The following is a 24,846-nucleotide window of genomic DNA, read 5'->3' on the forward strand; positions in this document are numbered from 1 at the left end:
AACCGTGGGGCAGGGCCGGCCGGGGGCGCGCGCGGCGGGACCGTGAGGGGGCCCGGGACTCACATCAACGGCGTCAGGAAGCGGCGCACGGCTTCCTCGTAGCTGGTCGGGTCTGCGTTCCACATGGCGTTGTGCGGGGCCTGCCGGACGGTGTGGAGGGCGACCAGGTCGGGGCGGCGGTCGGCGAGGCGCCGGGAGAAGTCCCAGGGTGCCACCAGGTCGTCGGGGCCGTGCAGGAGCAGGGCCGGCACCGTCAGCCGCTCGGGGTGCGCGGCTTCGTCGACGCGGTCGCCGTACAGTCCTGTGCGGCCCTGGGCGGCGCGGACGGCGAGCGACAGCAGCGGGCCCGGGGTGCGCCGGGCGGCGGCGAGCGCGCGCAGCGTCGCTTCCCAGTTGAGCACCGGGGAGTCGAGGACGAGCCCGCTGATGCGGTCCCGTACCGAGGAGTGGGCGGCAGTGCGCAGAGCCATGGTGGCGCCCGTGGACCAGCCGTACAGGACCACACGTGCCGCGCCCTGGGCCGTGGCGTGCCGGACCGCCGCGTCCAGGTCGCGCCACTCGGTCTCGCCGAGGTGGTTCAGGCCGTCCGGGGAGCGGGGCGCGCCGGGGTCGCCCCGGTAGGCGAGGTCGAGCACGGGCAAGCGCAGGCCGTGCAGGAACGTCATGAGGTTCATGGGGTGTTCCCGGCCGGTGCCCAGGCCGTGCGCCATGACGACCCAGGTGTCCCGGGCACCGGGCACGAACCAGGCGGGCAGGGGCCCGAGTTCGCCGGGGATCTCGACGTCGGTGTGGTCCAGGCCCAGTGCGGTGCCGGGGTCCCCGATGTGCAGTCCCGGGGTGAGCCAGACCTTGTCGCCGGGCTCCAGGGTGCCGTGGGTGACGCGTTCCAGGCGGCGTACGACGGAGTCGGGCGGATGCGGGGCGGAGTCCAGGACGGGGCCGACGACCGCGTGGGAGCCGTTGCCCGCGAGGCCGTAGCTGCCGGGATGCAGGGAGGCGAGAGCGCGGGTGAGGGTGACGCGGCCCGCGGCCGTGCCGTGCACGGTGAGCCGGGGTTCGGTGGGCAGTGGCCGGCCGGGCGGCGCCTTCAGCGCGGCGTCGCTGGCGAACCGGCCGGCGGCCACCGCTGCGGCGCCGGCCACCGTCATGGCGGTGACGGCAGCGGCCGTCGCTTTGACAGTGCGCACGGCTCCAGTGTCCTGTCCGGCCCGTCCGGCGGCCAGCGGAACGGCCGGACGGGGGGATGCGACGGGCGCATGAACATGAGGGGATTGCGACCTGGTGCGTGGAAGGGGGGCGCTCCGGGTGGTACCGGGGCCGCCCGGATGCGCTCAGCGCCGCTGCCCGTACCCCTGCAGCCGCTCCCCCGCCTCCTTCAGCTGCTCCCGCGACAGCAGGGACGGCGTCAGGCCCGGCACGGAGGAGGCCGTCAGCCACAGGCGGCACATCCACTCCAGCTGGGCGGTGCGGTCGTAGGCCTCGGCCAGGGTCGTGCCGTAGGTGACGGTGCCGTGGTTCTGCAGGAGGCAGCCGGAGCGGCCGGCGAGGGCGCGGAGCATGTTCTCGGCCAACTCCTCGGTGCCGTACGTGGCGTAGGGGGCGACCCGGACGGGGCCGCCGAGCGCGCCGGCCATGTAGTGGATCAGCGGGAGTTCGGGGACGAGGGTGGAGACGGCGGTGGCGTGCACGGCGTGGGTGTGGACGACGGCGCGGGCGTCGGTGGTGCGGTAGACGGCGAGGTGCATGGGCAGTTCGCTGGTCGGTACGAGCGTGCCGCGCACCTGCCGCCCGTCGGGGCTGACGCCGGTGATGTCGTGGGGCCCGAGCCGGTCGTAGGGGACGCCCGAGGGGGTGACGAGGACCGTGTCCCCGACACGTACGGAGACGTTGCCGGACGTTCCGACGACCAGGCCCTCGGAGACGGTCCGGCGCGCGGTGGCCACGAGTTCCTCCCAGGCCCGGGCCTCCTGGTCCGGCACACCGCTGCCCCGCGGTTCCGGCGCATCCCGCGCGCCGCCGTGGACATCCTGGATGTCCCGGGCATCCCGCCGCTCCCCTCGCTGTTCAGCCATGCCGCGATCCTGTCAGGCGGGCGCCGGCCTGTCCCGGTGCGGGCGCGAGGGCAGGGGGAAGCCTTCGGCGGCGACCGCGCCCCGTGGGTGGCACGTCATGACCCGGCGCCCCGCGGGCGCACCGCCCGCGGGGCGCCCTGCCGGGTGACCGAAATCTCGTCAGGGAAGGCATGACCCGGCCGAGGCGGTCCGCGACGGGCCGCCGGCCTTACGGAATCCGGGGCCGGCGGCACCGGACCGGGTGCCGTGAGCCCCAAGGGTGCAACGACCCCCCTACCCGGACACCGGCAAGCCCCTCCCAGTTCATCTTTCGTTCATCTAGGTTACCTACGTTCATCCAGCCAATGACCTCGAACGATTGCCTGGGTAAATGGAAGGCATCTCGCTGATCCTCGCGATTGTGGTGGTAACCGCTCTCGCGTTCGACTTCACGAACGGTTTCCACGACACCGCGAACGCGATGGCCACCACCATCTCGACAGGTGCCCTCAGACCCAAGGTCGCGGTGGCCATGTCCGCCGTCCTCAACCTGGTCGGCGCCTTCCTCTCCGTGGAGGTCGCCAACACGATCTCCAAGGGCCTGGTCGACGAGAGCGGCATCCGTCCCGAGGTCATCTTCGCCGCACTGGTCGGCGCGATCCTGTGGAACCTGCTGACCTGGCTGGTCGGACTGCCGTCCTCCTCCTCGCACGCCCTGATGGGCGGCCTCATCGGCGCCACGGTCGCCTCGGCCGGCGTCGGTGCCGTGCACGGCGACGCGCTGGTCACCAAGGTGCTGATCCCGGCGATCGCCGCCCCGCTGGTCGCGGGCGTCGCGGCCATGCTCGCGACCAGGCTGACGTACAGGCTCGGCGGGAAGGCCGACGGGAAGGCCTCCGCGAAGGGGTACCGCGCCGGGCAGATCGCCTCGGCGGGCCTGGTCTCGCTGGCGCACGGCACCAACGACGCGCAGAAGACGATGGGCATCATCACCCTCGCCCTGGTCGCCGGCGGCACCCTCGCCCCCGACTCCGACCCGCCCCTGTGGGTCGTCATCTCCGCGGGCATCGCCATCGCGCTCGGCACCTACCTCGGCGGCTGGCGCATCATCCGGACCATGGGCAAGGGCCTGACGGACCTTCAGCCGCAGCAGGGCTTCGCGGCGCAGACCAGTGCCGCCACGGTCATCCTGGCCTCCTCCCATCTGGGCTTCTCGCTCTCCACCACGCACTCGGTCTCCGGTGCGGTGATGGGCGCGGGGCTGGGACGCAGGGGCGGTGTGGTCCGCTGGTCCACCGCCACCCGGATGTTCGTCGCCTGGGGTCTGACGCTCCCGGCCGCCGCGCTGGTCGGCGCCATCGCCGAGTGGGTGACGGGCTTCGGTTCCTGGGGCACCGCCGTGGTCGCGGTCTTCCTGGTCTCCTCCAGCGCCGCGATCTGGAAGATCTCCCGTCGCGAGGTCGTGGACCACACGAACGTCAACGACGAGGCCGGGGAACCCGCCGGCGTGGTGACGGCGGCGATGGCCGCGGTGACGCCGCCGCCGGCCGGCACCCCCGTGGACGGCCTCACGGCGACGATCCCCGCACAGAAGACGGCCTCGGAGCCGACGCCCACCCAGGCCACCGTCTGACCACGAGGTCACAGAAGGAAGCAGCAGCAACATGAAGATCGACTGGGCGGCTCTCGGCTCCGTCTTCGGCGTCAGCCTCGTGGTCACCGTGGCCCTGGTGGGCCTGTTCACCCTCGGCGTGGCCGGTCTGTCGCGACGCGAACGGGCGGCGGAGCAGGGGGAGTCGGCGGCGCTGGCGGTCACCGGCGCGTACGCCGCGTTCGCCGCGTGCGCGGTGGCCGTGGGATATGGGATCTATCTGATCGTCGCCTGACGGCGCTCCGACTCGTCCGGCCGCGTTCCCGCGCCCCGCACGGCGCCCTCCACGAGGGCCCGGGCGGGGCGCTTCGCCGTGTGCGGCGAGGGCGGGCGCGGCGTGGGTGAGACCGGTGTCGCCCGTGCCGTGTGGGCCTCAGCACAATCGTCCCGCCGCAGGTCAAAGGCAAGTTGACGGCTGTTCTCGCCCCGTGGTGGACTTCCGGGGCCATGTACGGCGGCAGGAGAGGAAGTCCGGTGCGAATCCGGCGCGGTCCCGCCACTGTGACCGGGGAGGTGTCTCCCCGGGAGCCAGGAACTCTCGCCTCCGGTCTCGTCGAACCAGGGCGTGGACACCCTGAGTGAGGACATATCGCTATGCCCGGCAGTGCACTGAAGTCCCGTACCAGGTCCGTGCCCTTCGACGCAGCCGGCTGAGCCCCCGTGCGTGCCGATCGCGTGTACGCGTACGGCGCCGCCGCCGGACTCCTCGGCGACCTCCTCCTCGGCGACCCCCGCCGAGGGCATCCGGTCGCCGCGTTCGGGCGGGCCGCCGGGGCCGTGGAACGGGTGCTGTGGCGCGACCACCGCGGGTGGGGCGCGCTGCACGCCGCCGTGTGTACCGGTGGCGCCGTCGCGCTGGGCGCCGCCGCCCGCCGGGCCGTACGGTCCTGCCCCGCCGCTTCCGTCGCGCTGACCGGCGTCGCCACCTGGGCCGTCGTCGGCGGGACCTCGCTCGGGCGGGAGGCCCGGGCCGTCGGGCGGGCCCTGCAGGCGGGGGACGTCGAGGCGGCGCGGGCGCGGCTGCCGCACCTGTGCGGCCGGGACCCGCAGACGCTCGACGCGCGGGAGATCGCACGCGCGGTGGTGGAGTCGGTGGCGGAGAACACCTCCGACGCCGTGGTCGGGGCGCTGGTGTGGGGCGCCGTGGGCGGGGTGCCGGGGCTGCTCGGGTTCCGGGCGGTGAACACGCTGGACGCGATGGTGGGGCACAGGTCGCCGCGCTACCGCAGGTACGGGTGGGCTTCCGCCCGGCTCGACGATCTCGCGGGGTGGCCGGGGGCGCGGCTGACCGCCTCGCTCGCCGTGCTGGCGGGCGGCGATCCGCGCGGGGCCGTGCGGGCCTGGCGGGCTGACGCCGCGAAGCACCCGAGTCCCAACGCCGGGCCCGTGGAGGCGTCGTTCGCGGGGGCGTTGGGAGTGCGGCTCGGGGGGACGTTGTCGTATGCGGGACGGGTCGAGCACCGGCCGGTGCTGAACGGTGGGGGGCGTGGAGTGGAAGTGGGCGACATCGAGCGGGCCGTCCGGCTGTCCCGGCGGGTGAGCCTGCTGGCGCTGGGAGCCGGCGCCGCCGGTGCCTGGCTGCGGGGGCGGCTGCCGGGGAGGGGCGTATGACCGGACGCGGGCTGCTGGTCGCCGGCACCACCTCCGACGCCGGCAAGAGCGTCGTCACCGCCGGGATCTGCCGCTGGCTGGTGCGGCAGGGCGTCAAGGTCGCGCCCTTCAAGGCGCAGAACATGTCGCTCAATTCGTTCGTCACCCGCGAGGGCGCCGAGATCGGGCGGGCACAGGCCATGCAGGCGCAGGCGTGCCGGGTGGAGCCGACCGCGCTGATGAATCCCGTGCTGCTCAAGCCGGGCGGGGAGCGCAGCAGCCAGGTGGTGCTGCTCGGCAGGCCGGTCGGGGAGATGAGCGCGCGGGGCTACCACGGCGGGCGGCAGCAGGCGTTGCTGGGGACCGTCCTCGACTGTCTCGCCGAGTTGCGGGGCACGTATGACGCGGTGATCTGTGAGGGGGCCGGCAGCCCGGCCGAGATCAATCTGCGGCGGACCGACATCGTGAACATGGGGATCGCCCGTAACGCCCGGCTTCCCGTGCTCGTGGTCGGCGACATCGACCGCGGCGGTGTCTTCGCCTCCTTCTTCGGGACCGTGGCCCTGTTGTCGCCCGAGGACCAGAGGTGCGTCGCCGGGTTCCTCGTCAACAAGTTCCGCGGCGACGTCTCCCTGCTGGAGCCGGGGCTGGACATGCTCCGGTCGCTCACCGGGCGGCGGACGTACGGCGTACTGCCCTACCGGCACGGGCTCGGCATCGACGAGGAGGACGGGCTGCGCGTCTCGATGCGCGGGACGGTACGCGAGTCCGTCGTCGCGCCGCCCGTCGGCGAGGACGTGCTGCGCGTCGCCGTGTGCGCCCTGCCGCTGATGTCCAACTTCACGGACGTGGACGCCCTCGCCGCCGAACCCGGCGTCGTGGTGCGGTTCGTGGACCGGCCGGAGGAACTCGCGGACGCGGACCTCGTGGTGATACCCGGGACCCGCGGGACCGTGCGGGCGCTGGAGTGGCTGCGGGAGCGGGGGCTGGCGGCGGCCCTCGCCCGAAGGGCCGCCGAGCAGCGGCCCGTTCTGGGCATCTGCGGCGGCTTCCAGATCCTCGGTGAGCACATCGAGGACGACGTGGAGAGCGGCCTCGGCCGGGTCGACGGGCTGGGCATCCTGCCCCTGAAGGTGCGCTTCGCCCGGGACAAGACCCTCGCCCGGCCGGCCGGCGAGGCCCTCGGCGAGCCCGTCGAGGGGTACGAGATCCATCACGGCGTCGCCGAGGTCACCGGCGGCGATCCCTTCCTGGACGGGTGCCGGGCCGGGCAGACCTGGGGCACTCACTGGCACGGCTCGCTGGAGTCGGACGGTTTCCGCCGGGCGTTCCTGCGGGAGGTGGCCGCCGCCGCGGGCCGCCGGTTCGTGCCGGCGCCCGGCACCTCCTTCGCCGCGCTGCGCGAGGAGCAGCTCGACCGGCTCGGCGACCTGATCGAACAGCACGCGGACACGGACGCGCTGTGGCGGCTCATCGAGTCCGGCGCGCCGCAAGGACTGCCTTTCATTCCACCGGGAGCGCCCGCATGAGCACTGTGTTGTTGTTGTCCACCGCCGACACCGATCTGCTGGCGGCCCGTGCCTCCGGCGCCTCCTACCGGATCGGCAACCCGACCCGCGTCGACGTCGCCGGCGAGCTGCCCGCGCTGATCGAGGGCGCGGACATCGCCGTCGTACGGCTGCTGGGCGGCAAGCGGGCCTGGGAGGACGGGCTGGCCGCGCTCAGGGCGTCGGGGATTGCCACCGTGCTGCTCGGCGGGGAGGCCGTGCCGGACGCCGAGCTGATGGCCGAGTCGTCCGTGCCCGCCGGTGTCGTGGCGGAGGCGCTGCGCTATCTCGTCGAGGGCGGGCCCGCCAACCTCACCGAGCTGGCGCGGTTCCTGTCGGACACCGTGCTGCTGACCGGGGAGGGCTTCGACGAGCCGCGGAAGATGCCGCAGTACGGCGTCCGCGGCTCCCGTGCGTTCGTCGAGGGCCGTCCGACCGTCGGGGTGCTCTTCTACCGGGCCCACGAGCTCAGCGGCAACACCGCCTTCGTCGACACCCTGTGCGAGGCGATCGAGGCGCGGGGTGCCAACGCCCTCGCGGTGTACTGCGGTTCGCTGCGCGGTGCCGACGCCGGGCTGTACGAGATCCTCGCGCGGGCCGACGCGCTCGTCGCCACCGTCCTGGCCGCCGGCGGCACCCACGCCTCGCACGCCTCGGCGGGCGGCGACGAGGAGGCCTGGGACATCGGGGCGCTCGCCGAGCTGAACATCCCCGTGCTGCAGGGGCTGTGCCTGACGTCGTCAAGGAGCGCCTGGGACGGGTCGGACGCCGCCCTGACCCCCATGGACGCGGCGATGCAGGTCGCGATCCCGGAGTTCGACGGGCGGCTGATCACCGTGCCGTTCTCCTTCAAGGAGCAGGGACCGGACGACGTCCCGGTGTACGTCGCCGACCCCGGGCGGGCGGCACGGGTGGCCGGGATCGCCGTACGGCACGCGCAGTTGAGGCACAAGCCGAACGCGGACAAGAAGGTCGCGCTGGTCTTCACCGCGTACCCGACCAAGCACTCGCGCGTCGGCAACGCGGTGGGGCTGGACACGCCCGCCTCGGCGGTGCGGGTGCTGGACGCGCTCAAGGAGGCCGGGTACGGACTCACCGAGTACCCCTCCGGCGGCGACGAGCTGATCCACCGGCTCATCGAGGCGGGCGGGCACGACGTCGAATGGCTCACGCAGGAGCAGTTGGCCGCCGCGCCCGCGCGCGTGCCGCTCGCCGACTACCAGGCGTGGTTCGGCAAGCTCGATCCGGAGCTGAGGGACGCCATGGCCGAGGCGTGGGGCGAGCCGCCGGGTTCGCTGTACGTCGACGGGGACGACATCGTGCTCGCCTCCCTCCGGTTCGGGAACGTCGTCGTCATGATCCAGCCGCCGCGCGGCTTCGGCGAGAACCCGATCGCGATCTACCACGACCCGGACATGCCGCCCTCGCACCACTACATGGCGGCCTACCGCTGGCTGGAGAACAGTTTCGGCGCCGACGCGATCGTGCACATGGGCAAGCACGGCACGATGGAGTGGCTGCCGGGCAAGGGACTGGGTCTCAGCGGGGGCTGCGCGCCCGACGCGGTCCTCGGCGACCTGCCGCTGATCTACCCGTTCATCGTCAACGACCCCGGCGAGGGCACCCAGGCCAAGCGGCGCGGGCACGCCACCGTCGTCGACCACCTCGTGCCGCCGATGGCGCGTGCGGACACGTACGGCGACCTGGCCAAGCTGGAGCAGCTGCTCGACGAGTACGCGCTGGTGTCCGACCTGGACCCGGCGAAGGCGCCGGCGGTGCGCGCGCAGATCTGGACGCTGGTGAAGGCGGCCGAGCTGCATCACGACCTGCATGTCGACGAGCAGCCGGACGACGCCTCGTTCGACGAGTTCGTGATGCACATCGACGGCTATCTGTGCGAGATCAAGGATGTGCAGATCCGGGACGGTCTGCACATCCTGGGTGGCGGCCCGGAGGGTGAGGCGCGGGTGAACCTCGTCCTCGCCGTGCTGCGGGCCTCGCAGGTGTGGGGCGGGCAGGCGAACGCGCTGCCCGGGCTGCGGGCCTGCCTGGCCGGACACTTCGGGCTGGCCGAGAAGGAGCTGCTGGCCGAGCCGGGGGCGCCGGTGAAGGTGCCGGTGGAGCTGACGGATCTGGTCACGGGTCCGTCCCGTACCGCCGCCGACGCGGTCGATCTGCTGGAGCAGCTGTGCCGGCGGATCGCGGAGGGTATGGAGTCGCGCGGCTGGACGGCGTCCGAGAGCACCGCTCTCGTGCGGGAGGTGCTCGGCACCGAACTGCCCGACGCGGTCGCCGTGCTCACCTTCGCCTGCGCCGAGGTCGTGCCGCGCCTCGCCCGCACCGGCGACGAGATCGGCCACATCCTCCGGGCCCTGGACGGCGGTTACGTCCCGGCAGGCCCGTCGGGCTCGCCGACCCGGGGCCTGGTCAACGTCCTGCCGACCGGCCGGAACTTCTACTCCGTCGACCCCAAGGCCATCCCGTCGAGGCTGAGTTGGGAGGTGGGGCAGTCGCTGGCGGACTCGCTGGTGCAGCGCTACCTCGCCGACAACGGCGAGTACCCGAAGTCGGTGGGCCTCACGGTCTGGGGCACGTCGGCCATGCGCACCCAGGGCGACGACATCGCCGAGATCCTCGCGCTGCTGGGCTGCCGGCCGGTGTGGGACGACGCCTCACGCCGCGTGAACGGCTTCGAGGTGATCGGCCTGGCCGAACTGGGCCGGCCCCGCATCGACGTCACCGTGCGCATCTCGGGCTTCTTCCGGGACGCGTTCCCGCACGTGGTCGGGCTGATCGACGACGCGGTGCGGACGGTGGCGGAGCTGGACGAGCCCGCCGGGAGCAACTTCGTGAAGGCCCACGCCGACGAGGACACCGCCGCGCACGGTGACCGGCGGCGCGCCACGGCCCGTGTCTTCGGCTCCAAGCCGGGGGCGTACGGTGCCGGGCTGCTGCCGCTCATCGACGCCCGGAACTGGCGCTCCGACGCCGACCTCGCCGAGGTGTACGCCGTCTGGGGCGGCTACGCCTACGGGCGCGGGCTCGACGGGCGGGCGGCGCGCGGGGACATGGAGACGGCGTTCCGGCGGATCGCGGTCGCCGCGAAGAACGTCGACACCCGCGAGCACGACCTGGTCGACGCCGACGACTACTTCCAGTACCACGGCGGCATGGTCGCCATGGTCCGGCACCTGACGGGCACCTCCCCCGAGGCGTACGTCGGTGACTCGGCCACCCCCGACCAGGTGAAGACCCGCACCCTGGGCGAGGAGACCCACCGCGTCTTCCGGGCCCGCGTGGTCAACCCGCGCTGGATGGCGGCGATGCGCCGGCACGGCTACAAGGGAGCCTTCGAGATGGCGGCGACCGTCGACTACCTCTTCGGCTACGACGCCACCGCCGGGGTCGTCGACGACTGGATGTACGAGAAGCTCAGCGCGGAGTACGTCTTCGACCCGGAGAACCGGGACTTCATGAAGCAGTCCAACCCGTGGGCGCTGCGCGGCATCACCGAGCGGCTGCTCGAGGCCGCCGACCGGGGGCTGTGGGCGGAGCCGGACGCGCAGACACTGGAACGGCTGCGCGCCACCTACCTCGAACTCGAAGGCGACCTGGAGGGCGACGACCAGTGAGCACCCCCTTTCCGTTCACGGCCGTGGTCGGCCAGGACGACCTGCGTCTCGCGCTGCTGCTGAACGCCGTGTCGCCGGCGGTCGGCGGCGTGCTCGTCCGTGGTGAGAAGGGCACGGCCAAGTCGACCGCCGTGCGGGCGCTTTCGGCCCTGCTGCCACAGGTCGCCGTGGTGCCCGGCTGCCGCTTCTCCTGCGACCCCGCCGCACCGGACCCCGCCTGCCCGGACGGACCGCACGAGCCCGGCGCGGGGATCCACCGGCCGGCCCGCATGGTCGAGCTGCCGGTCGGGGCCTCCGAGGACCGGCTGGTCGGGGCGCTCGACATCGAGCGGGCGCTCGCCGAGGGCGTGAAGGCCTTCGAGCCCGGACTGCTCGCCGACGCGCACCGCGGGATCCTCTACGTCGACGAGGTCAACCTCCTCCACGACCACCTGGTCGACCTGCTGCTGGACGCCGCCGCGATGGGCGCCTCGTACGTCGAGCGCGAGGGTGTCTCCGTACGGCACGCCGCGCGCTTCCTGCTCGTCGGCACCATGAACCCGGAGGAGGGCGAGCTGCGGCCGCAGCTGCTCGACCGTTTCGGGCTGACCGTCGAGGTCGCGGCCTCGCGCCAGCCGGACCAGCGCGTGGAGGTCGTCAAGAGGCGGCTGGCCCACGACGCCGATCCCGCCGCGTTCGCGAGCCGGTGGTCGGCCGAGGAGAGCGAGGTACGGGCGCGGATCGTGGCGGCGCGGGAGCTGCTGCCGTCGGTGCGGCTGGGCGACGGGGCGCTGCGGCAGATCGCCGCGACCTGTGCCGCCTTCGAGGTGGACGGCATGCGGGCCGACATCGTGATGGCACGCACCGCCACCGCGCTGGCCGCCTGGGCGGGGCGTACCGAGGTGCTGGCCGAGGACGTGCGGCAGGCCGCGCTGCTCGCCCTGCCGCACCGGCGCCGGCGCAACCCGTTCGACGCACCGGGGCTCGACGAGGACAAGCTGGACGAGACGTTGCAGGAGTGCGCGGACCCGCCCGGCAACGACGAGGACGACGATCCCGACCCGGACGGGCCGGGCGGCGGTCCCGGCGGGGACGGCGGGCAGCCCGATGCGGGGCCGCAGGGGGGCGACGGCGCGCGGCCCGAGGAGCCGGGCGAGGGTGCGCCCGCGCCTGCCGGAGCCGGCGAGCAGTCCGCCGTACGGGCCGGCGAGCCGTTCCGTACGAAGGTGCTGAGCGTTCCGGGGATCGGCGAGGGCGCCGCCGGGCGGCGCTCGCGGGCGCGCACGGAACACGGGCGGACCACCGGGGCGCGACGGCCCGAGGGGGCGCTGACCAAGCTGCATCTGGCGGCGACCGTGCGGGCGGCGGCGCCGCATCAGCGGGCGCGGGGACGGTCCGGGCGGGGTCTGGTCGTGCGCAGGGACGATCTGCGGCAGGCGTCGCGGGAGGGCCGCGAGGGCAATCTCGTGCTGTTCGTGGTCGACGCCTCCGGGTCCATGGCGGCCCGGCAGCGGATGGGTGCCGTGAAGGGGGCCGGGCTGTCGCTGCTGCTGGACGCGTATCAGCGGCGGGACAAGGTGGGCCTGGTGACCTTCCGGGGTGCCGGGGCCGACGTCGCGTTGCCGCCCACCTCGTCCGTGGACGCGGCGGCGGTGCGGCTGGAGTCGCTGCCGACCGGCGGGCGTACGCCGCTCGCGGCCGGTCTGCTCAAGGCGCACGACGTGCTGCGCGTGGAGCGGTTGCGGGATCCGGCGCGGCGGCCGCTGCTCGTGGTGGTGACCGACGGGCGCGCCACCGGTGGGCCGGAGCCCGTGCTGAACGCCGGGCGGGCGGCCCGGTTGTTCGCCGCCGACGGGGTCGCCTCGGTGGTCGTGGACTGCGAGTCCGGGCCGGTGCGGCTGGGACTCGCGGGGCGGCTCGCGGGTGAGCTGGGCGGTACGGCGGTGACGCTGGACGAGTTGCGGGCCGACGCGATCGCCGGGCTGGTGAAGGACGTGCGCAGGAGGGCCGCGTAATGCCGCAGGGACAGCCGAGTGTCGTACCGGACGACGGGCTGACCACGCGTCAGCGCCGCAACCGGCCGCTGGTCGTCGTGCACACCGGCGTGGGCAAGGGCAAGTCCACCGCCGCGTTCGGACTGGCGCTGCGGGCCTGGAACCAGGGGTGGCCGATCGGGGTGTTCCAGTTCGTCAAGTCGGCGAAGTGGAAGGTCGGCGAGGAGAACGCGCTGCGGGTGCTGGGCGCCAGCGGTGAGGGCGGGACCGTCGACTGGCACAAGATGGGCGAGGGATGGTCCTGGGTCCAGCGGGACATCCAGGGGGACAACTCGACCAACGAGGAGAAGGCCCGCGAGGGCTGGGAGCAGGTCAAGCGGGACCTCGCCGCCGAGACGTACAAGCTGTACGTGCTGGACGAGTTCGCCTATCCGATGCACTGGGGGTGGGTGGACGTCGAGGAAGTCGTGTCCGTGCTGCGGGAGCGGCCGGGGACCCAGCATGTGGTGATCACCGGGCGGAACGCGCCGGAGGCGCTCGTCGACTTCGCCGACCTCGTGACGGACATGTCCAAGGTCAAGCATCCGATGGACGCCGGGCAGAAGGGGCAGAGGGGCATCGAGTGGTGACGTCGGTGCCCCGGCTGGTCATCGCCGCGCCTTCCTCGGGGAGCGGCAAGACCACCGTCGCCACGGGGCTGATGGCCGCGTTCGCCGCCCGGGGGCTCGCCGTGTCCCCGCACAAGGTCGGGCCGGACTACATCGACCCCGGGTACCACGCGCTCGCGACCGGGCGCGTGGGACGGAACCTCGACGCGTATCTGTGCGGGGCGGAGCTGGTGGCCCCGCTGTTCCTGCACGGGGCGCGCGGCTGCGGCGTCGCCGTGGTCGAGGGGGTGATGGGGCTGTACGACGGTGCCGCCGGGGAGGGTGAACTGGCGTCCACCGCCCATGTCGCCAAGCTGCTGCGGGCGCCGGTCGTGCTCGTGGTCGACGCGTCGTCGCAGTCGCGGTCGGTGGCGGCGCTGGTGCACGGGTTCGCGTCGTGGGATCCGGAGGTACGGGTCGCAGGCGTGATCCTGAACAAGGTCGCGTCGGACCGGCACGAGGAGTTGCTGCGGGAGGCGCTTGAGTCGGCGGGGGTGCCGGTGCTCGGGGTGCTGCGGCGGGCGGCCCGCGTGGACATCCCCTCCAGGCATCTGGGGCTGGTGCCGGTCGCCGAGCGGCGGGCCTCGGCGGTAGAGGCGGTGGCTGCCATGGCCGCGCAGGTGGAGGCCGGGTGCGATCTGGAGGCGTTGCTGGGGCTCGCGCGGAGTGCGGGCGCGTTGCCGGGGGCGCCGTGGGATCCGGCCGAGGCCCTCGGGGCATTGGCCCCGGACCACCCCCGCGCACCTGTGGAAGGCCCCGGCCCACGGGTTCGGGTCGCCGTCGCCGGCGGAGCCGCGTTCACCTTCTCCTACGCGGAGCACGCCGAGCTGCTCGCCGCCGCCGGGGCCGAGGTCGTGGTGTTCGATCCGTTGCGGGACGAACGGCTGCCCGACGGCACGCGCGGTCTGGTCGTCGGGGGCGGGTTCCCCGAGATGTACGCCGCCGAGCTGTCGGCCAACGAACCGCTGCGCGGGGCCGTCGCCGCGCTCGCGGACCGGGGCGCGCCCGTCGCCGCCGAGTGTGCCGGGCTGCTGTACCTCTGCCGAGAGCTGGACGGTCAGCCGATGTGCGGGGTGCTGGGCGTGGACGCCCGGATGTCGCAGCGGCTGACCCTCGGCTACCGCGACGCCGTCGCCGTGAGCGACAGTGTGCTCGCGGCGGCGGGAACGCGGATGCGGGGCCACGAGTTTCATCGCACGGTCGTCGAACCGGCGGCCGGGCCGGTGCCCGCCTGGGGGGTGCGCGCCCCACGGCCGCGCGTGGAGGGTTTTGTGGAGCGCGGTGTGCACGCGAGCTATCTGCACACGCACTGGGCGTCCGCGCCCGGTGTCGCCCGTCGGTTCGTGGAAAGGTGCCGGACGTCATGAGCAGCAGGCTGGTCGGGGTGGGGGTCGGACCGGGCGACCCGGAACTGGTGACCGTGAAGGGCGTGGGCGCCCTGCGGGCCGCCGAGGTCGTCGTCGTTCCCGTGATGGACACCGGGGAGCGGGGGCGGGCCGAGGCGACCGTGCTGCACTACGTGCCCGAGGAGAAGGTCGTCCGGGTCGTGTTCGCGCTGAACGAGCGGACCGACCGGGCCCGGCGTGAGGCGGCGTGGGACGCGGCGGGTGAGCGGGTCGCCGGGCTGCTGCGGCTCCACGCCCACGTCGCGTTCGCCACCATCGGGGACCCGAACGTGTACTCCACGTTCACCTATCTCGCGCAGACCGTCGCCGAGTCGGTCCCGGGCACCGTCATCGAGACCGTCCCCGGCATCACCGCCATGCAGGACCTCGCCGCGCGCTCGGGTGCCGTGCTGACGGAGGGGACCGAGCCGCTCACGCTGGTGCCGGTGACCGCCGGTGCCGCCGTGCTGAAGGAGGCGCTGAACGGGCCCGGGACCGTCGTCGCCTACAAGTTCGGGCGGCAGGCCGCCGAGGTCGCCGAGGCGCTGCGGGAGAGCGGGCGGATCGAGGGTGCCGTCTGGGGGTCCGCGCTCGGGCTGCCCCAGGAGTCCGTGCGGCCCGCCGCGGAGCTCGACGGGGCGCCGCTGCCGTATCTGTCCACGCTCATCGCGCCCGCGCGGCGCGACGGCGGCCGGGGCGGCAAGCTGTGACGTCCCCGGGGTCATTCCGCGATGCCCACCACCAGCCAGATGAACGCCGCTCCCCCGATCGTGCACAGCAGGGTCGGCCCGGCGGTGTGCCTGTGGTGGGCCTCGGGGAGGATCTCGGCGGCGGCCAGATAGAGCAGCGCCCCGCCGAACAGGCCGAGATAGCCGCCCAGTACGGGCTGCGGGATGGTCACCAGCAGCGTGCTCGCCGCGCCCACGACGGGGGCCACGGCGTCCGCGAACAGCATCGCGACCGCCCGGCGGCGGGCGTTGCCGTACAGGGTCGTGAGGGTGAAGGTGTTGAAGCCGTCCGCGAAGTCGTGGGCGATCACCGCGAGCGCGACCGCCACGCCCATGCCTTCGCCGATCTGGAAGGCGGCGCCGATGGCCACGCCGTCCATGGCGCTGTGCGCGACCATCGCGGCGGCGGCCGTCAGGCCCACCTCGGGCGTGCGCTCGTGCTCGTCGGCGCCGTGCGCCGAGCGCCGCGCGGCCAGCAGCCGTTCCACACCGTGGGCCAGCAGGAAGCCGGCCACGAACAGGAGCAGGGCGGCCGGGACACCGTGCACCTCGGTGCCGGCCGCCGCGAGTGCCTCCGGCAGCAGGTCCATGCCGACGACGCCCAGCATCAGGCCGCCGGCCAGGCCCAGCACGAGGTGACGGCGGTCCGTCACGTGCTGCGCCGTCCAGCCGCCCGCCAGCGTCATCAGGAACGCGCCCAGCGCGACGAAGACCGCCATGCGCCCTTGCTATCCGATCAGCCCGCGGTCGCGCACATCCGGCCGCACGCGCGTTGACTTCCGTACGAGAGGACTCGAACCCATGGCCGAAGCCCCCACCGGCAAGGTGACCTTCGTCGGTGCCGGCCCCGGCGCCGCCGATCTGCTGACGTTCCGTGCCGCGCGTGCCATCGCCGAGGCCGACGTCGTGATCTGGGCCGCGAGCCTGGTCCAGGCGGAGGTGCTCGAACACGCCCGTGCGGGCGCCGAGATCCTCGACTCGGCGACGATGTCGCTGGAGGACGTCGTGGCCGTGTACGAGCGGGCCCGGGCCGAGGGGCTGAAGGTGGCCCGCATCCACTCCGGCGACCCTGCCCTGTGGGGCGGTACGCAGGAGCAGGCCGACCGGTGTGCCGCGCTCGGCATCGCGACCGAGATCGTGCCGGGCGTCTCCTCGTTCTCCGCCGTCGCCGCGATCGCCGGGCGGGAGCTGACGATCCCCGAGGTGGCGCAGTCCGTCGTGCTCACCCGGCTCGGCGGCGGCAAGACGCCGATGCCGCCGGGCGAGGAGGTGCGTGAGTTCGCCCGGCACGGCACCACCATGGCGGTCTTCCTGTCGGCGGCCCGCAGCGGGCAGTTGGTGCGGGAGCTGCTGGAGGGCGGCTATCCGACGGCCACCCCGGTCGTCGTCGCGTACCAGGCGACCTGGCCGGAGGAGCTGGTCGTGCGGTGCACGGTCGGGACGCTGGAGAAGACGGTGAAGGAGCACAAGCTCTGGAAGCACACCCTCTTCCTGGTGGGTCCGGCGCTCGACGCGCACGGCACCCGCTCGCACCTTTACCACCCGGGCCACTTCCACGGCTTCCGCAAGGCCGACCCCGAGGCCCGCAGGGCCCTGCGCGAACGGGGCGCGAGCACATGATCAGGGTCGTCGGCACGGGCACCGGCGCACCGCTGCCGGACGACGTGGCCGCCGGCGCCGAACTGGTCGTCGGCGGGCGGCGCCATCTTCAGGCCGTGCGCCTGCCCGAGGCGGCGGGGCGGATCGTGCTCGGGCCGCTGGCCCCCGCGCTCGACACCATCGAGGAGTACGTCGCCGAGGACCGGCAGGTCGTGGTGCTGGCGTCGGGGGACCCCGGGTTCTTCGGCATCGTACGGGCGCTCGCCGAGCGGTTCGGGACGGAGCGGCTCGAGGTCCGGGCGGGTGTCTCGTCCGTGGCCGGCGCGTTCGCGCGCGCCGGGCTGCCCTGGGACGACGCGGTGGTCGTCTCCGCGCACGGGAGGGAGCTGCGGACGGCGGTGAACGTGTGCCGGGCACGGCCGAAGGTGGCCGTGCTGACCGGGCCGGGCGCCGGACCCGCGCAGCTGGGGGCGGCGCTGCTGCACAGCGACCGCGTGCTCGTGGTCGCCTCCGCGCTGGGTGACCCGGCCGGGGAGCGGGTGGAGCGGGTGACGCCCGCCGAGGCCGCGGCCCGCGACTGGGGGGCGGCGGTGAGCGTCGTGCTGTGCCTGGACGAGCGTCGGACGCTCGGCGCGGTGCGTACCGTCGCGGGCCCTGCCGGGGGGCCCGCCGGATGGGCGCTGGACGAGGGCGAGTTCACGCACCGGGACTCGATGATCACCAAGTTCGAGGTGCGGGCACTGGCCCTGGCCCGGCTCGGGCCGCGCCTCGGTGATCTGGTCTGGGACGTCGGGGCGGGGTCCGGATCGGTGGCCGTCGAGTGCGCGCGGCTCGGTGCCGCGGTCGTCGCCGTGGAGAAGACGGCGGACGGTGTGGAGCGGATCCGGGCCAACGCGGCGGCGCACGGCGTCGACGTCCGGGTGGTGCACGGGCAGGCGCCCGGGGCGCTGGCCGGGCTCGACGACCCCGACGCGGTGTTCGTCGGGGGCGGGGGGCGTGAGCTGCCCGCCCTTGTCGCGCAGTGCGCGCGGCGGGCGCGGCGGACGGTGGTCGTCGCCCTGGCCGCGCTGGACCGGGTGCCGGGGGTGCGCGAGGCGCTCACCGGGGCCGGGTTCACCTGTGACGGGGTGCTGTTGCAGTCGTCGCGGCTCGCGCCGCTGCCGGGTGAGGTGAGCCGTCTCGCGGCCGCCAACCCCGTCTTCCTGCTGTGGGGCGTCCGGCCCCCGGCGTGTACCGAAGGAGTTCCTCAGTGATCGGGCTCATCTGCGCCACGGCGGCGGGAGCGGCGGCGCGGGACCGGCTGGCCGCGGCGTGGCCGGACCGGACGCGCGTGTACGAGGGTCCCGTGGGGGACGCCGTGCGGGCCGCCTTCGTGGAGTGCGAGCAGCTGGTGTGCTTCCTGGCCACGGGCGCCGTGGTACGGCTCGTGGCCCCGCTGCTGGGTGACAAGGCGTCCGACGCCGGAGTGGTGTGCGTCGACGAGGGCGGCCGGTTCGCGGTCTCCCTGGTGGGCGGGCACGGCGGCGGTGCCAACGAACTCGCCCGTGAGGTGGGTGCGTTGCTGGGTGCCGAGCCCGTCGTCACCACGGCGACGGACTCCGTCGGGCTGGCCGGTCTGGACACGCTGGGCCTGCCCGTGGAGGGTGACGTGGCCGCCGTGTCCCGGGCGCTGCTCGACGGCGAACCGGTCGCCCTGCGCGCCGAGTCGGCGTGGCCGCTGCCCGCGCTGCCGGTCGCCGCGGAAGGGGCCTACGTCATCCGGGTCAGCGACCGTGCCACGGAGCCCGCGGCGGGCGAGGTCGTCCTGCGGCCGCCGTCCCTCGTCGTCGGCGTCGGCGCCTCGAAGGGAGCCCCCGTCGACGAGGTGCTCGCGCTGGTCGGGGGCGCCCTGCGGGAGGCCGGTCTGTCCCCTCGCAGCATCGCCCGACTCGCCACCGTCGACGCCAAGGCCGAGGAGGCCGGGATCGTCGCCGCCGCCGAGCGGCTGGGCGTGCCCCTGGTGACGTACTCCGCCGAGCGGCTGGCGGCCGTCGAGGTCCCCAACCCCTCCGACGCCCCCCTCGCCGCCGTCGGGACCCCCTCCGTCGCGGAGGCCGCGGCGCTCCTCGGCGGCGGCGAACTCCTCGTCCCCAAGCGGAAGTCGGCGATGGCGACGTGCGCGGTCGTACGGCGGCCCGCGCGCGGCAGGCTCGCGGTGGTCGGGCTCGGGCCCGGGGCCCGCGATCTGCTCACCCCGCGCGCCGGGGCGGAGCTGCGCCGCGCCTCCGTCCTCGTGGGGCTCGACCAGTACGTCGCCCAGATCCGCGATCTGCTGCGCCCCGGCACCCGGATCCTGGAGTCGGGGCTGGGCGCCGAGGAGGAACGTGCGCGCACGGCGGTCGAGGAGGCGCGCAAGGGGCACGCGGTCGCGCTGATCGGCAGCGGTGACGCGGGCGTCTACGCCATGGCGTCGCCCGCGCTGGCCGAGGCCGGCGACGACATCGACGTGGTCGGCGTCCCCGGAGTGACCGCCGCGCTGGCCGCCGGCGCGATCCTCGGGGCCCCGCTCGGGCACGACCACGTGTCGATCAGCCTGTCCGACCTGCACACGCCGTGGGAGGTCATCGAGCGGCGGGTCCGGGCGGCCGCCGAGGCGGACATCGTCGTGACGTTCTACAACCCGCGCAGCCGGGGCCGCGACCGGCAGCTGCCCAAGGCGCTGGCGATCCTCGCGGAGCACCGCGCGCCGACGACGCCCGTCGGTGTCGTACGCAACGCCTCCCGGCCGGACGAGTCCAGCCGGCTGACCACCCTCGCCGCACTCGATCCGGCGACGGTCGACATGATGACGGTCGTGACTGTGGGCAACACGGCCACCCGGGAGATCGCGGGGCGCATGGTGACGCCGCGCGGCTACCGCTGGCAGCAGGAGGAGGCCCGGTGAACCGTGTGGTCCACCCCATCGAGCAGGAGTCCTTCCGGCGGCTGCGCACCCGGCTGGACACCTCCCGCTTCCCGCAGCTCACGCGGGCGGTGGTGGAGCGGGTGATCCACTCCGCCGCCGACCTCGACTACGCGGACGACCTCGTCATGGACGAGGGGGACCTGGTGTCCGCCCATGCGGCGCTGCACTCCGGCGCCGCCGTCGTCGTGGACGTCGAGATGGTCGCCGCCGGTATCACCCGGCGCGACACCGTCTGCCGGCTCAGGGACGCCCGGTCCGGGCCGGGGCTGACGCGTTCGGCGCACGCCGTGCGGCTGGCGTACGAGGACGTCGGGCCGGGCGCGATCTGGGTGGTCGGCTGTGCCCCGACCGCGCTGGAGGAGCTGCTGACGCTGGACGCGCGGCCCGCGCTGGTGATCGGGCTGCCCGTCGGTTTCGTCGGCGCCGCCGAGTCCAAGGCGGCGCTGCGGGAGAGCGGACTGCCCGCCGTGAGCAACGTGTCCGAGAGGGGCGGTTCGGCGGTCGCCGCGGCCGCGCTCAACGCCCTGCTGTACCACCCCACTTCGCACGAGGAGAAACCGTGACCACCCCGCCGCCCGCCCTGCTCATCGCCGGCCACGGCACCCGGGACGAAGCCGGAGCCGAGGCGTTCCGCGACTTCGTCCGGGAGCTGGGGCGCCGCAACCCGGAACTGCCCGTCGCGGGCGGGTTCATCGAGCTGTCACCGCCGCCGCTGGGCGAGGCCGTCACCGAGCTCGTGGAGCGGGGCGTACGCCGCTTCGCCGCCGTGCCGCTGATGCTGGTGTCCGCCGGGCACGCCAAGGGCGACATCCCCGCCGCGCTGGCCCGCGAGAAGGAGCGGCACCCCGGGATCTCCTACACCTACGGGCGCCCGCTGGGCCCGCACCCGGGGCTGCTGTCGGTGCTGGAGCGGCGGCTCGACGAGGCGCTGGGCACCGGGGGGCGTACGCCCGGGGACCGCGCCGACGTGACGGTGCTGCTGGTGGGGCGCGGGTCCACCGACCCGGACGCCAACGCCGAGGTGCACAAGGCGGCCCGGCTGCTGTGGGAGGGGCGCGGGTACGCCGGGGTGGAGACGGCGTTCGTGTCGCTGGCGGCGCCGGACGTACCGAGCGGGCTGGACCGGTGTGTGCGGCTGGGGGCGCGGCGGATCATCGTGCTGCCCTACTTCCTGTTCACCGGCATCCTCCCCGACCGGGTGCGATCGCAGACGGAGGGCTGGGCGGCCGCGCACCCCGAGGTCGAGGTGCGCTCGGCGGACGTGATCGGCCCGGAGCCGGAACTGCTCGACCTCGTGATGGAGCGGTACGAGGAGGCCGTGACGGGCGATCTGCGGATGAACTGCGACACCTGCGTCTACCGCATAGCGCTGCCCGGCTTCGAGGACAAGGTGGGCCTGCCGCAGCAGCCGCATTTCCACCCCGACGACGACGGCCACCACGGGCACGGGCATCACCACGGCGCGCACTCCCATGCCCACTGACGGGCACGATCTGCGCCATCACGGCGACGCCGAGGTCCGCGACGACGGCGCGGACCTCGTCGACCTCGCCGTCAACGTCCGCGCGGACACGCCCCCGCTCTGGCTGCGCGAGGTCGTCGCCGGCTCGCTGGCCGGGCTCGCCGCCTATCCGGACGGGCGGCGCGCGCGGGCCGCGGTGGCCGCACGGCACGGGGTCGGCGTGGAGCGGGTGCTGCTGACGGCCGGTGCCGCCGAGGCCTTCGTGCTGCTGGCGCGGGCGCTGGAAGTACGTCACCCGGTCGTCGTGCACCCGCAGTTCACCGAGCCGGAGGCCGCCCTGCGGGACGCCGGGCACACCGTCGGCCGGGTGCCGCTGCGCGAGGCGGACGGCTTCCGCCTGGATCCCGCGGCGGTACCGGACGACGCCGACCTGGTGGTGATCGGCAACCCGACCAACCCGACGTCTGTGCTGCACCCGGCATCGGCCGTGACCCGACTGGCACGTCCCGGGCGGACGCTGGTCGTGGACGAGGCGTTCATGGACGCCGTGCCCGGCGAGCGGGAGACGCTGGCCGGGCGGACGGACGTCCCCGGGCTCGTCGTGCTGCGCAGCCTGACCAAGACATGGGGCCTGGCGGGGCTGCGCGTCGGGTACGTCCTCGCCTCCCCCGAGACCGTCGCGGACCTCGAACGCGCCCAGCCGCTGTGGCCCGTCTCGACACCCGCGCTGGCCGCCGCCGAGGCGTGCGTGACGCCCCGGGCCTTGGCGGAGGCGGGCCATGCCGCCCACCGCGTCGCCGCCGACCGGGCCCACCTGGTGGCGGGGCTGTCGCGGATCCCCGGGCTCCGGATCGTGACACCGGCCGAGGGCCCCTTCCTCCTCGTCCGGCTGCCACGGGCCGCCGCCGTACGCCGGCGGCTGCGCGCCCTCGGCTTCGCGGTCCGGCGCGGGGACACCTTCCCGGGGCTCGACGAGGACTGGCTGCGGCTGGCGGTACGGGACCGGGCGACGGCCGGCTCCTTCCTGCGGGCGCTGGAGCGGGCCTTGACGGAGCAGGACCGCTGATCCCCGGGCCATGGGGGCCTGCGGGAAGCGGAACCCGGCACCGTTGAGGTGCCGCCGGCGTAGGGCAGCCTGCGGTTGCCCGGGGTCGCCGCGGGCCCGTGCCGGCGTCCGGCCGGCGGCACGGGCCCGTGGCGGCCAGGCGTCAGCCGCGGTCGCGGCGGGCCAGGGCGACCGCTCCGCCGCCGGCCACCAGCAGGGCGAGGGCGCCGCCCGCGATGTACGGGGTCGTCGAGTCGCCCCCGGTCTCCGCGAGGCCGGCCTCCGCGGCGCCGCCCTGGGGCTCGACCCCGGTGACGGGGTCGGTGCCCGTCGCGGCGCTCGGCGCGGGGGCCTCCTCCTCCGGCTCGGCGGGCGCGGGAGGCGTCTCGCAGGTCGCCTTGGCCAGGGTCACGGTGCCCCGTACATCGGCCACGTTGAGCTTCAGCGGGTTGACGGACACGTTCAGTTCGAGAGCGGTGGCGGCCGCCGTACGGGAGGTCGTCTCGCGCCGGGACAGGTCCAGGCGCACCTCGCCCACGCCCGGTACCGTCACGTTCGTCGTCCCACCGGCGGTGAGCGTCACCTTCTTGCCCAGCACGGTCACCCCGGCGACGTCGGACTCGGCGACCGGGGCCTCCCCCGCGGCGCAGGTCGCGGTCGACGTGACGGTCTCGACCTCGATGACCGACAGCAGCGGCAGACCGGGCACGTTCAGCCGGGCGCCGGCCAGCCGGGTGCTGCCCTCCGCCTTCCCGTCGGCCACGGTGGCCTTGGCCTGCGCCACGTCCGCGCGCAGCACGCTGAACGGCCTTCCGCCGTCGACGCCGTCCAACTGGGCGGTGAGCGCGGTCTTCTCGGCGCTCTGCGGGGCCTGCACCTCGTTCAGGGTGACCGCGAGCGGGACGTCGACGGTCTTGTTGAGCAGGGAGACGTCCAGTCCGGTGCGCAGGACGAGCGCGCTCGCGCGGCCCTGGTCCCCTGTCGCGTGCGCGGGGCCCGCGCCGGCCAGCGCCGCGGGACCGGCGGCGAGGACGGCGGCGGCCGCGAGCGCGACCGGACGGCGTGCGGGCATACGGAAGTTGTTGCTGTTCAAGGTGGTAGGACCCCCCAGAAGAGTGATGCGTGGGACTCCGCAAGAATTACGCACCGAGAGTGAACGGGCGGCAATCCTGCGTCACTTCACTCCATCGTGGGGTTTCTGTGAACGAGTTCGATTTCCCGGTACGCCTGTGCGCACGCCGGGCACTCCGACAGGCGGCGCGGCGGGAGCGCTCCTATGCTGAGGCAAAGAGCCTTGCGGCCCGAGGTCGCGGGCCTCTGCTCGTACGGCGGGGAGACAGCCCATGACGCGTTCCTGTCGAAGATGGCGCAGGGGGGCGGTGATCGCGGCGGCTGTGGGGGCGCTCCTGGCCCCGGCCGCGGGCACAACCGCCTTGGGAGCACCAGGGTCCGCCACGGCCGCGGCCGGGCAGCCCTCACCTTCCCCGTCGCCCTCGGACGGCTTCCGTACCCTCACGCCCGAGGTGAAGCGTCAGGTCGACGCGGCCGTCGAGAAGGTCATGCGGGACGCGGACGTACCCGGTGTGACCGTGGGCCTGTGGACACCCGGCAAGGGCAGTCATGTGCGCTCGTTCGGCGTCGCCGACAAGGAGACCGGCCGGCCGATGACGCCGGACCTGTACACGCGGATCGGCAGTGAGACCAAGACCTTCACCGTGACGGCGCTGCTGCGGCTGGCCGACGAGGACAGGATCGGTCTCGACGACGTCATCGGCCAGTACGTCGAGGGCGTGCCCAACGGGGACAAGATCACCCTTCGCCAGCTGGCCGGGATGCGCAGCGGGCTCTACAACTACTCCGAGGACCAGGACTTCTTCAAGGCGCTGACGTCCGACCCCCAGCGGCCCTTCACCCCGCGGGAACTGCTCGACTACTCCTTCAGGCACCCGGTGCTCTTCCCGCCGGGCGAGAAGTTCTCCTACAGCAACACCAACCTGATCCTGCTCGGGCTGGTCGTCGAGGAGATCAGCGGCCTGCCGCTGCGGGACTACATCCGAAAGAGTGTCACGGGGCCCGCCGGCATGGACCGCACGCTGCTGGCGACGGATGCCGCCTTCCCGGAGCCGCACGCCCACGGGTACACCAACCAGACCGCGGACGGGAAGGTCGCCGACAGCACCTACTGGAACCCCTCCTGGGCCTGGGCGGCCGGCGCGATGATCTCCACCCTGGAGGATCTGCGCGTCTGGGCGCCCACCGTCGCCACCGGTGTCCTGCCCGACGGCCGCACCCTGGTCAGCCCCGCCACCCAGAAGCAGCGGCTCGAAACACCGCCCACCGGCATCCCGGGCGCCGGGTACGGGCTCGGCATCTTCGAGGTCCAGGGCTGGATCGGGCACAACGGCTCCCTGCCTGGCTACGAGTCGCTGACCATCTATCTGCCGCAGGCCGAGGCCACCCTCGTCGTGGTGCTGAACACGGACATCGGCGAGGGCGGCACGGAGCCCAGCACGCTCTTCGGCGACGCCATCACGAAGATCGTCAGCCCTCGGCACGTGTTCGACCTGCCCGCCCAGCCGACGGGCCGCTGAA

At 74.2% G+C, this 24,846-nt stretch carries 20 protein-coding genes and 1 riboswitch; of the genes, 16 read left to right on the forward strand and 4 right to left on the reverse strand.

Annotated elements, in window-relative coordinates:
- Nucleotides 1-59 precede the first annotated feature (59 nt).
- On the reverse strand, nucleotides 60-1,187 hold the full coding sequence (locus tag ACGF8A_RS24025; protein WP_393111397.1) for an alpha/beta hydrolase: 1,128 nt from the start codon (nucleotides 1,185-1,187) through the stop codon (nucleotides 60-62).
- Nucleotides 1,188-1,331: 144 nt separating this feature from the next.
- Nucleotides 1,332-2,072 carry a class II aldolase/adducin family protein gene (locus ACGF8A_RS24030; RefSeq protein WP_393111399.1) on the reverse strand — a complete coding sequence of 247 codons (741 nt, stop codon included), beginning with the start codon at nucleotides 2,070-2,072 and terminating at the stop codon, nucleotides 1,332-1,334.
- A 370-nt stretch (nucleotides 2,073-2,442) separates the two neighbouring features.
- Between ACGF8A_RS24030 and ACGF8A_RS24035 the strand changes: the two genes are divergently transcribed.
- The 9 genes from ACGF8A_RS24035 (at nucleotide 2,443) to cobI (ending at nucleotide 15,186) form a co-directional block, all read left to right on the forward strand.
- Entirely contained in the window at nucleotides 2,443-3,684 is a 1,242-nt protein-coding gene (locus ACGF8A_RS24035) for an anion permease (protein ID WP_393111401.1), read from the forward strand.
- Between the two features lie 31 nt (nucleotides 3,685-3,715).
- Nucleotides 3,716-3,937, forward strand: a complete 222-nt coding sequence (locus tag ACGF8A_RS24040; RefSeq protein ID WP_393111403.1) for a hypothetical protein — start codon at nucleotides 3,716-3,718, stop codon at nucleotides 3,935-3,937.
- Between the two features lie 227 nt (nucleotides 3,938-4,164).
- A riboswitch (cobalamin riboswitch) is annotated at nucleotides 4,165-4,240 on the forward strand.
- Nucleotides 4,241-4,362: 122 nt separating this feature from the next.
- Entirely contained in the window at nucleotides 4,363-5,313 is a 951-nt protein-coding gene (locus ACGF8A_RS24045; RefSeq protein WP_393111405.1) for a cobalamin biosynthesis protein, read from the forward strand.
- Nucleotides 5,310-6,821: a cobyric acid synthase gene (locus ACGF8A_RS24050; RefSeq protein ID WP_393111407.1), complete on the forward strand. Its 1,512-nt coding sequence runs from the start codon at nucleotides 5,310-5,312 to the stop codon at nucleotides 6,819-6,821. The genes ACGF8A_RS24045 and ACGF8A_RS24050 overlap by 4 nt, the downstream gene beginning before the upstream one ends.
- Nucleotides 6,818-10,471 (forward strand): cobaltochelatase subunit CobN, encoded by a 3,654-nt coding sequence (cobN, locus tag ACGF8A_RS24055; RefSeq protein WP_393111409.1) that lies wholly within the window; start codon nucleotides 6,818-6,820, stop codon nucleotides 10,469-10,471. The genes ACGF8A_RS24050 and cobN overlap by 4 nt, the downstream gene beginning before the upstream one ends.
- Nucleotides 10,468-12,465: a putative cobaltochelatase gene (locus ACGF8A_RS24060; RefSeq protein ID WP_393111411.1), complete on the forward strand. Its 1,998-nt coding sequence runs from the start codon at nucleotides 10,468-10,470 to the stop codon at nucleotides 12,463-12,465. The genes cobN and ACGF8A_RS24060 overlap by 4 nt, the downstream gene beginning before the upstream one ends.
- On the forward strand, nucleotides 12,465-13,073 hold the full coding sequence (gene cobO / locus ACGF8A_RS24065) for a cob(I)yrinic acid a,c-diamide adenosyltransferase (protein WP_393111413.1): 609 nt from the start codon (nucleotides 12,465-12,467) through the stop codon (nucleotides 13,071-13,073). The genes ACGF8A_RS24060 and cobO overlap by 1 nt, the downstream gene beginning before the upstream one ends.
- A complete protein-coding gene (locus ACGF8A_RS24070; RefSeq protein ID WP_393111415.1) occupies nucleotides 13,067-14,458 on the forward strand; it encodes a cobyrinate a,c-diamide synthase in 1,392 nt (463 codons plus the stop codon). The genes cobO and ACGF8A_RS24070 overlap by 7 nt, the downstream gene beginning before the upstream one ends.
- On the forward strand, nucleotides 14,455-15,186 hold the full coding sequence (cobI, locus tag ACGF8A_RS24075; RefSeq protein WP_393111417.1) for a precorrin-2 C(20)-methyltransferase: 732 nt from the start codon (nucleotides 14,455-14,457) through the stop codon (nucleotides 15,184-15,186). The genes ACGF8A_RS24070 and cobI overlap by 4 nt, the downstream gene beginning before the upstream one ends.
- Nucleotides 15,187-15,197: 11 nt before the next feature.
- Here the strand turns inward: cobI and ACGF8A_RS24080 are convergent, their stop codons facing one another.
- A complete protein-coding gene (locus ACGF8A_RS24080; RefSeq protein ID WP_393111419.1) occupies nucleotides 15,198-15,923 on the reverse strand; it encodes a ZIP family metal transporter in 726 nt (241 codons plus the stop codon).
- A gap of 82 nt (nucleotides 15,924-16,005) precedes the next feature.
- Between ACGF8A_RS24080 and cobM the strand changes: the two genes are divergently transcribed.
- The 6 genes from cobM to cobC are packed head-to-tail and all read left to right on the forward strand — an operon-like array spanning nucleotide 16,006 to nucleotide 22,275.
- Nucleotides 16,006-16,824, forward strand: coding sequence for a precorrin-4 C(11)-methyltransferase (gene cobM, locus ACGF8A_RS24085; RefSeq protein WP_393111421.1), 819 nt, complete (start codon nucleotides 16,006-16,008; stop codon nucleotides 16,822-16,824).
- Nucleotides 16,821-18,056: a precorrin-6y C5,15-methyltransferase (decarboxylating) subunit CbiE gene (cbiE, locus tag ACGF8A_RS24090; protein ID WP_393111423.1), complete on the forward strand. Its 1,236-nt coding sequence runs from the start codon at nucleotides 16,821-16,823 to the stop codon at nucleotides 18,054-18,056. The genes cobM and cbiE overlap by 4 nt, the downstream gene beginning before the upstream one ends.
- A complete protein-coding gene (gene cobJ / locus ACGF8A_RS24095; RefSeq protein ID WP_393111425.1) occupies nucleotides 18,053-19,726 on the forward strand; it encodes a precorrin-3B C(17)-methyltransferase in 1,674 nt (557 codons plus the stop codon). Before cbiE ends, cobJ begins: the two co-directional genes overlap by 4 nt.
- Nucleotides 19,723-20,310, forward strand: a complete 588-nt coding sequence (locus ACGF8A_RS24100) for a precorrin-8X methylmutase (protein ID WP_393111427.1) — start codon at nucleotides 19,723-19,725, stop codon at nucleotides 20,308-20,310. The genes cobJ and ACGF8A_RS24100 overlap by 4 nt, the downstream gene beginning before the upstream one ends.
- On the forward strand, nucleotides 20,307-21,230 hold the full coding sequence (locus ACGF8A_RS24105) for a sirohydrochlorin chelatase (protein ID WP_393111430.1): 924 nt from the start codon (nucleotides 20,307-20,309) through the stop codon (nucleotides 21,228-21,230). The genes ACGF8A_RS24100 and ACGF8A_RS24105 overlap by 4 nt, the downstream gene beginning before the upstream one ends.
- Nucleotides 21,220-22,275, forward strand: coding sequence for an Rv2231c family pyridoxal phosphate-dependent protein CobC (cobC, locus tag ACGF8A_RS24110; protein ID WP_393111432.1), 1,056 nt, complete (start codon nucleotides 21,220-21,222; stop codon nucleotides 22,273-22,275). Before ACGF8A_RS24105 ends, cobC begins: the two co-directional genes overlap by 11 nt.
- Before the next feature lie 142 nt (nucleotides 22,276-22,417).
- Here cobC and ACGF8A_RS24115 read toward each other — a convergent pair whose 3' ends face one another.
- Nucleotides 22,418-23,347 (reverse strand): SCO1860 family LAETG-anchored protein, encoded by a 930-nt coding sequence (locus ACGF8A_RS24115; RefSeq protein ID WP_393111434.1) that lies wholly within the window; start codon nucleotides 23,345-23,347, stop codon nucleotides 22,418-22,420.
- 250 nt (nucleotides 23,348-23,597) lie between these two features.
- Here ACGF8A_RS24115 and ACGF8A_RS24120 point away from each other — a divergent pair, with 250 nt between their 5' ends.
- On the forward strand, nucleotides 23,598-24,845 hold the full coding sequence (locus tag ACGF8A_RS24120; RefSeq protein WP_393111436.1) for a serine hydrolase domain-containing protein: 1,248 nt from the start codon (nucleotides 23,598-23,600) through the stop codon (nucleotides 24,843-24,845).
- The last annotated feature ends 1 nt before the right edge of the window (nucleotide 24,846 follow it).

This window comes from Streptomyces sp. NPDC047706 (assembly GCF_043204795.1).
In the GTDB taxonomy this organism is placed as follows: domain Bacteria; phylum Actinomycetota; class Actinomycetes; order Streptomycetales; family Streptomycetaceae; genus Streptomyces.

Bases quoted from the DNA above. Each gene is read 5' to 3' on its own strand.
- ACGF8A_RS24030 (WP_393111399.1), bottom strand. From the start codon at position 2,072: ATGGCTGAACAGCGAGGGGAGCGGCGGGATGCCCGGGACATCCAGGAT.
- ACGF8A_RS24035 (WP_393111401.1), top strand. From the start codon at position 2,443: ATGGAAGGCATCTCGCTGATCCTCGCGATTGTGGTGGTAACCGCTCTC.
- ACGF8A_RS24040 (WP_393111403.1), top strand. From the start codon at position 3,716: ATGAAGATCGACTGGGCGGCTCTCGGCTCCGTCTTCGGCGTCAGCCTC.
- ACGF8A_RS24050 (WP_393111407.1), top strand. From the start codon at position 5,310: ATGACCGGACGCGGGCTGCTGGTCGCCGGCACCACCTCCGACGCCGGC.
- cobN (WP_393111409.1), top strand. From the start codon at position 6,818: ATGAGCACTGTGTTGTTGTTGTCCACCGCCGACACCGATCTGCTGGCG.
- cobO (WP_393111413.1), top strand. From the start codon at position 12,465: ATGCCGCAGGGACAGCCGAGTGTCGTACCGGACGACGGGCTGACCACG.
- cobI (WP_393111417.1), top strand. From the start codon at position 14,455: ATGAGCAGCAGGCTGGTCGGGGTGGGGGTCGGACCGGGCGACCCGGAA.
- ACGF8A_RS24080 (WP_393111419.1), bottom strand. From the start codon at position 15,923: ATGGCGGTCTTCGTCGCGCTGGGCGCGTTCCTGATGACGCTGGCGGGC.
- cobM (WP_393111421.1), top strand. From the start codon at position 16,006: ATGGCCGAAGCCCCCACCGGCAAGGTGACCTTCGTCGGTGCCGGCCCC.
- cbiE (WP_393111423.1), top strand. From the start codon at position 16,821: ATGATCAGGGTCGTCGGCACGGGCACCGGCGCACCGCTGCCGGACGAC.
- cobC (WP_393111432.1), top strand. From the start codon at position 21,220: ATGCCCACTGACGGGCACGATCTGCGCCATCACGGCGACGCCGAGGTC.
- ACGF8A_RS24120 (WP_393111436.1), top strand. From the start codon at position 23,598: ATGACGCGTTCCTGTCGAAGATGGCGCAGGGGGGCGGTGATCGCGGCG.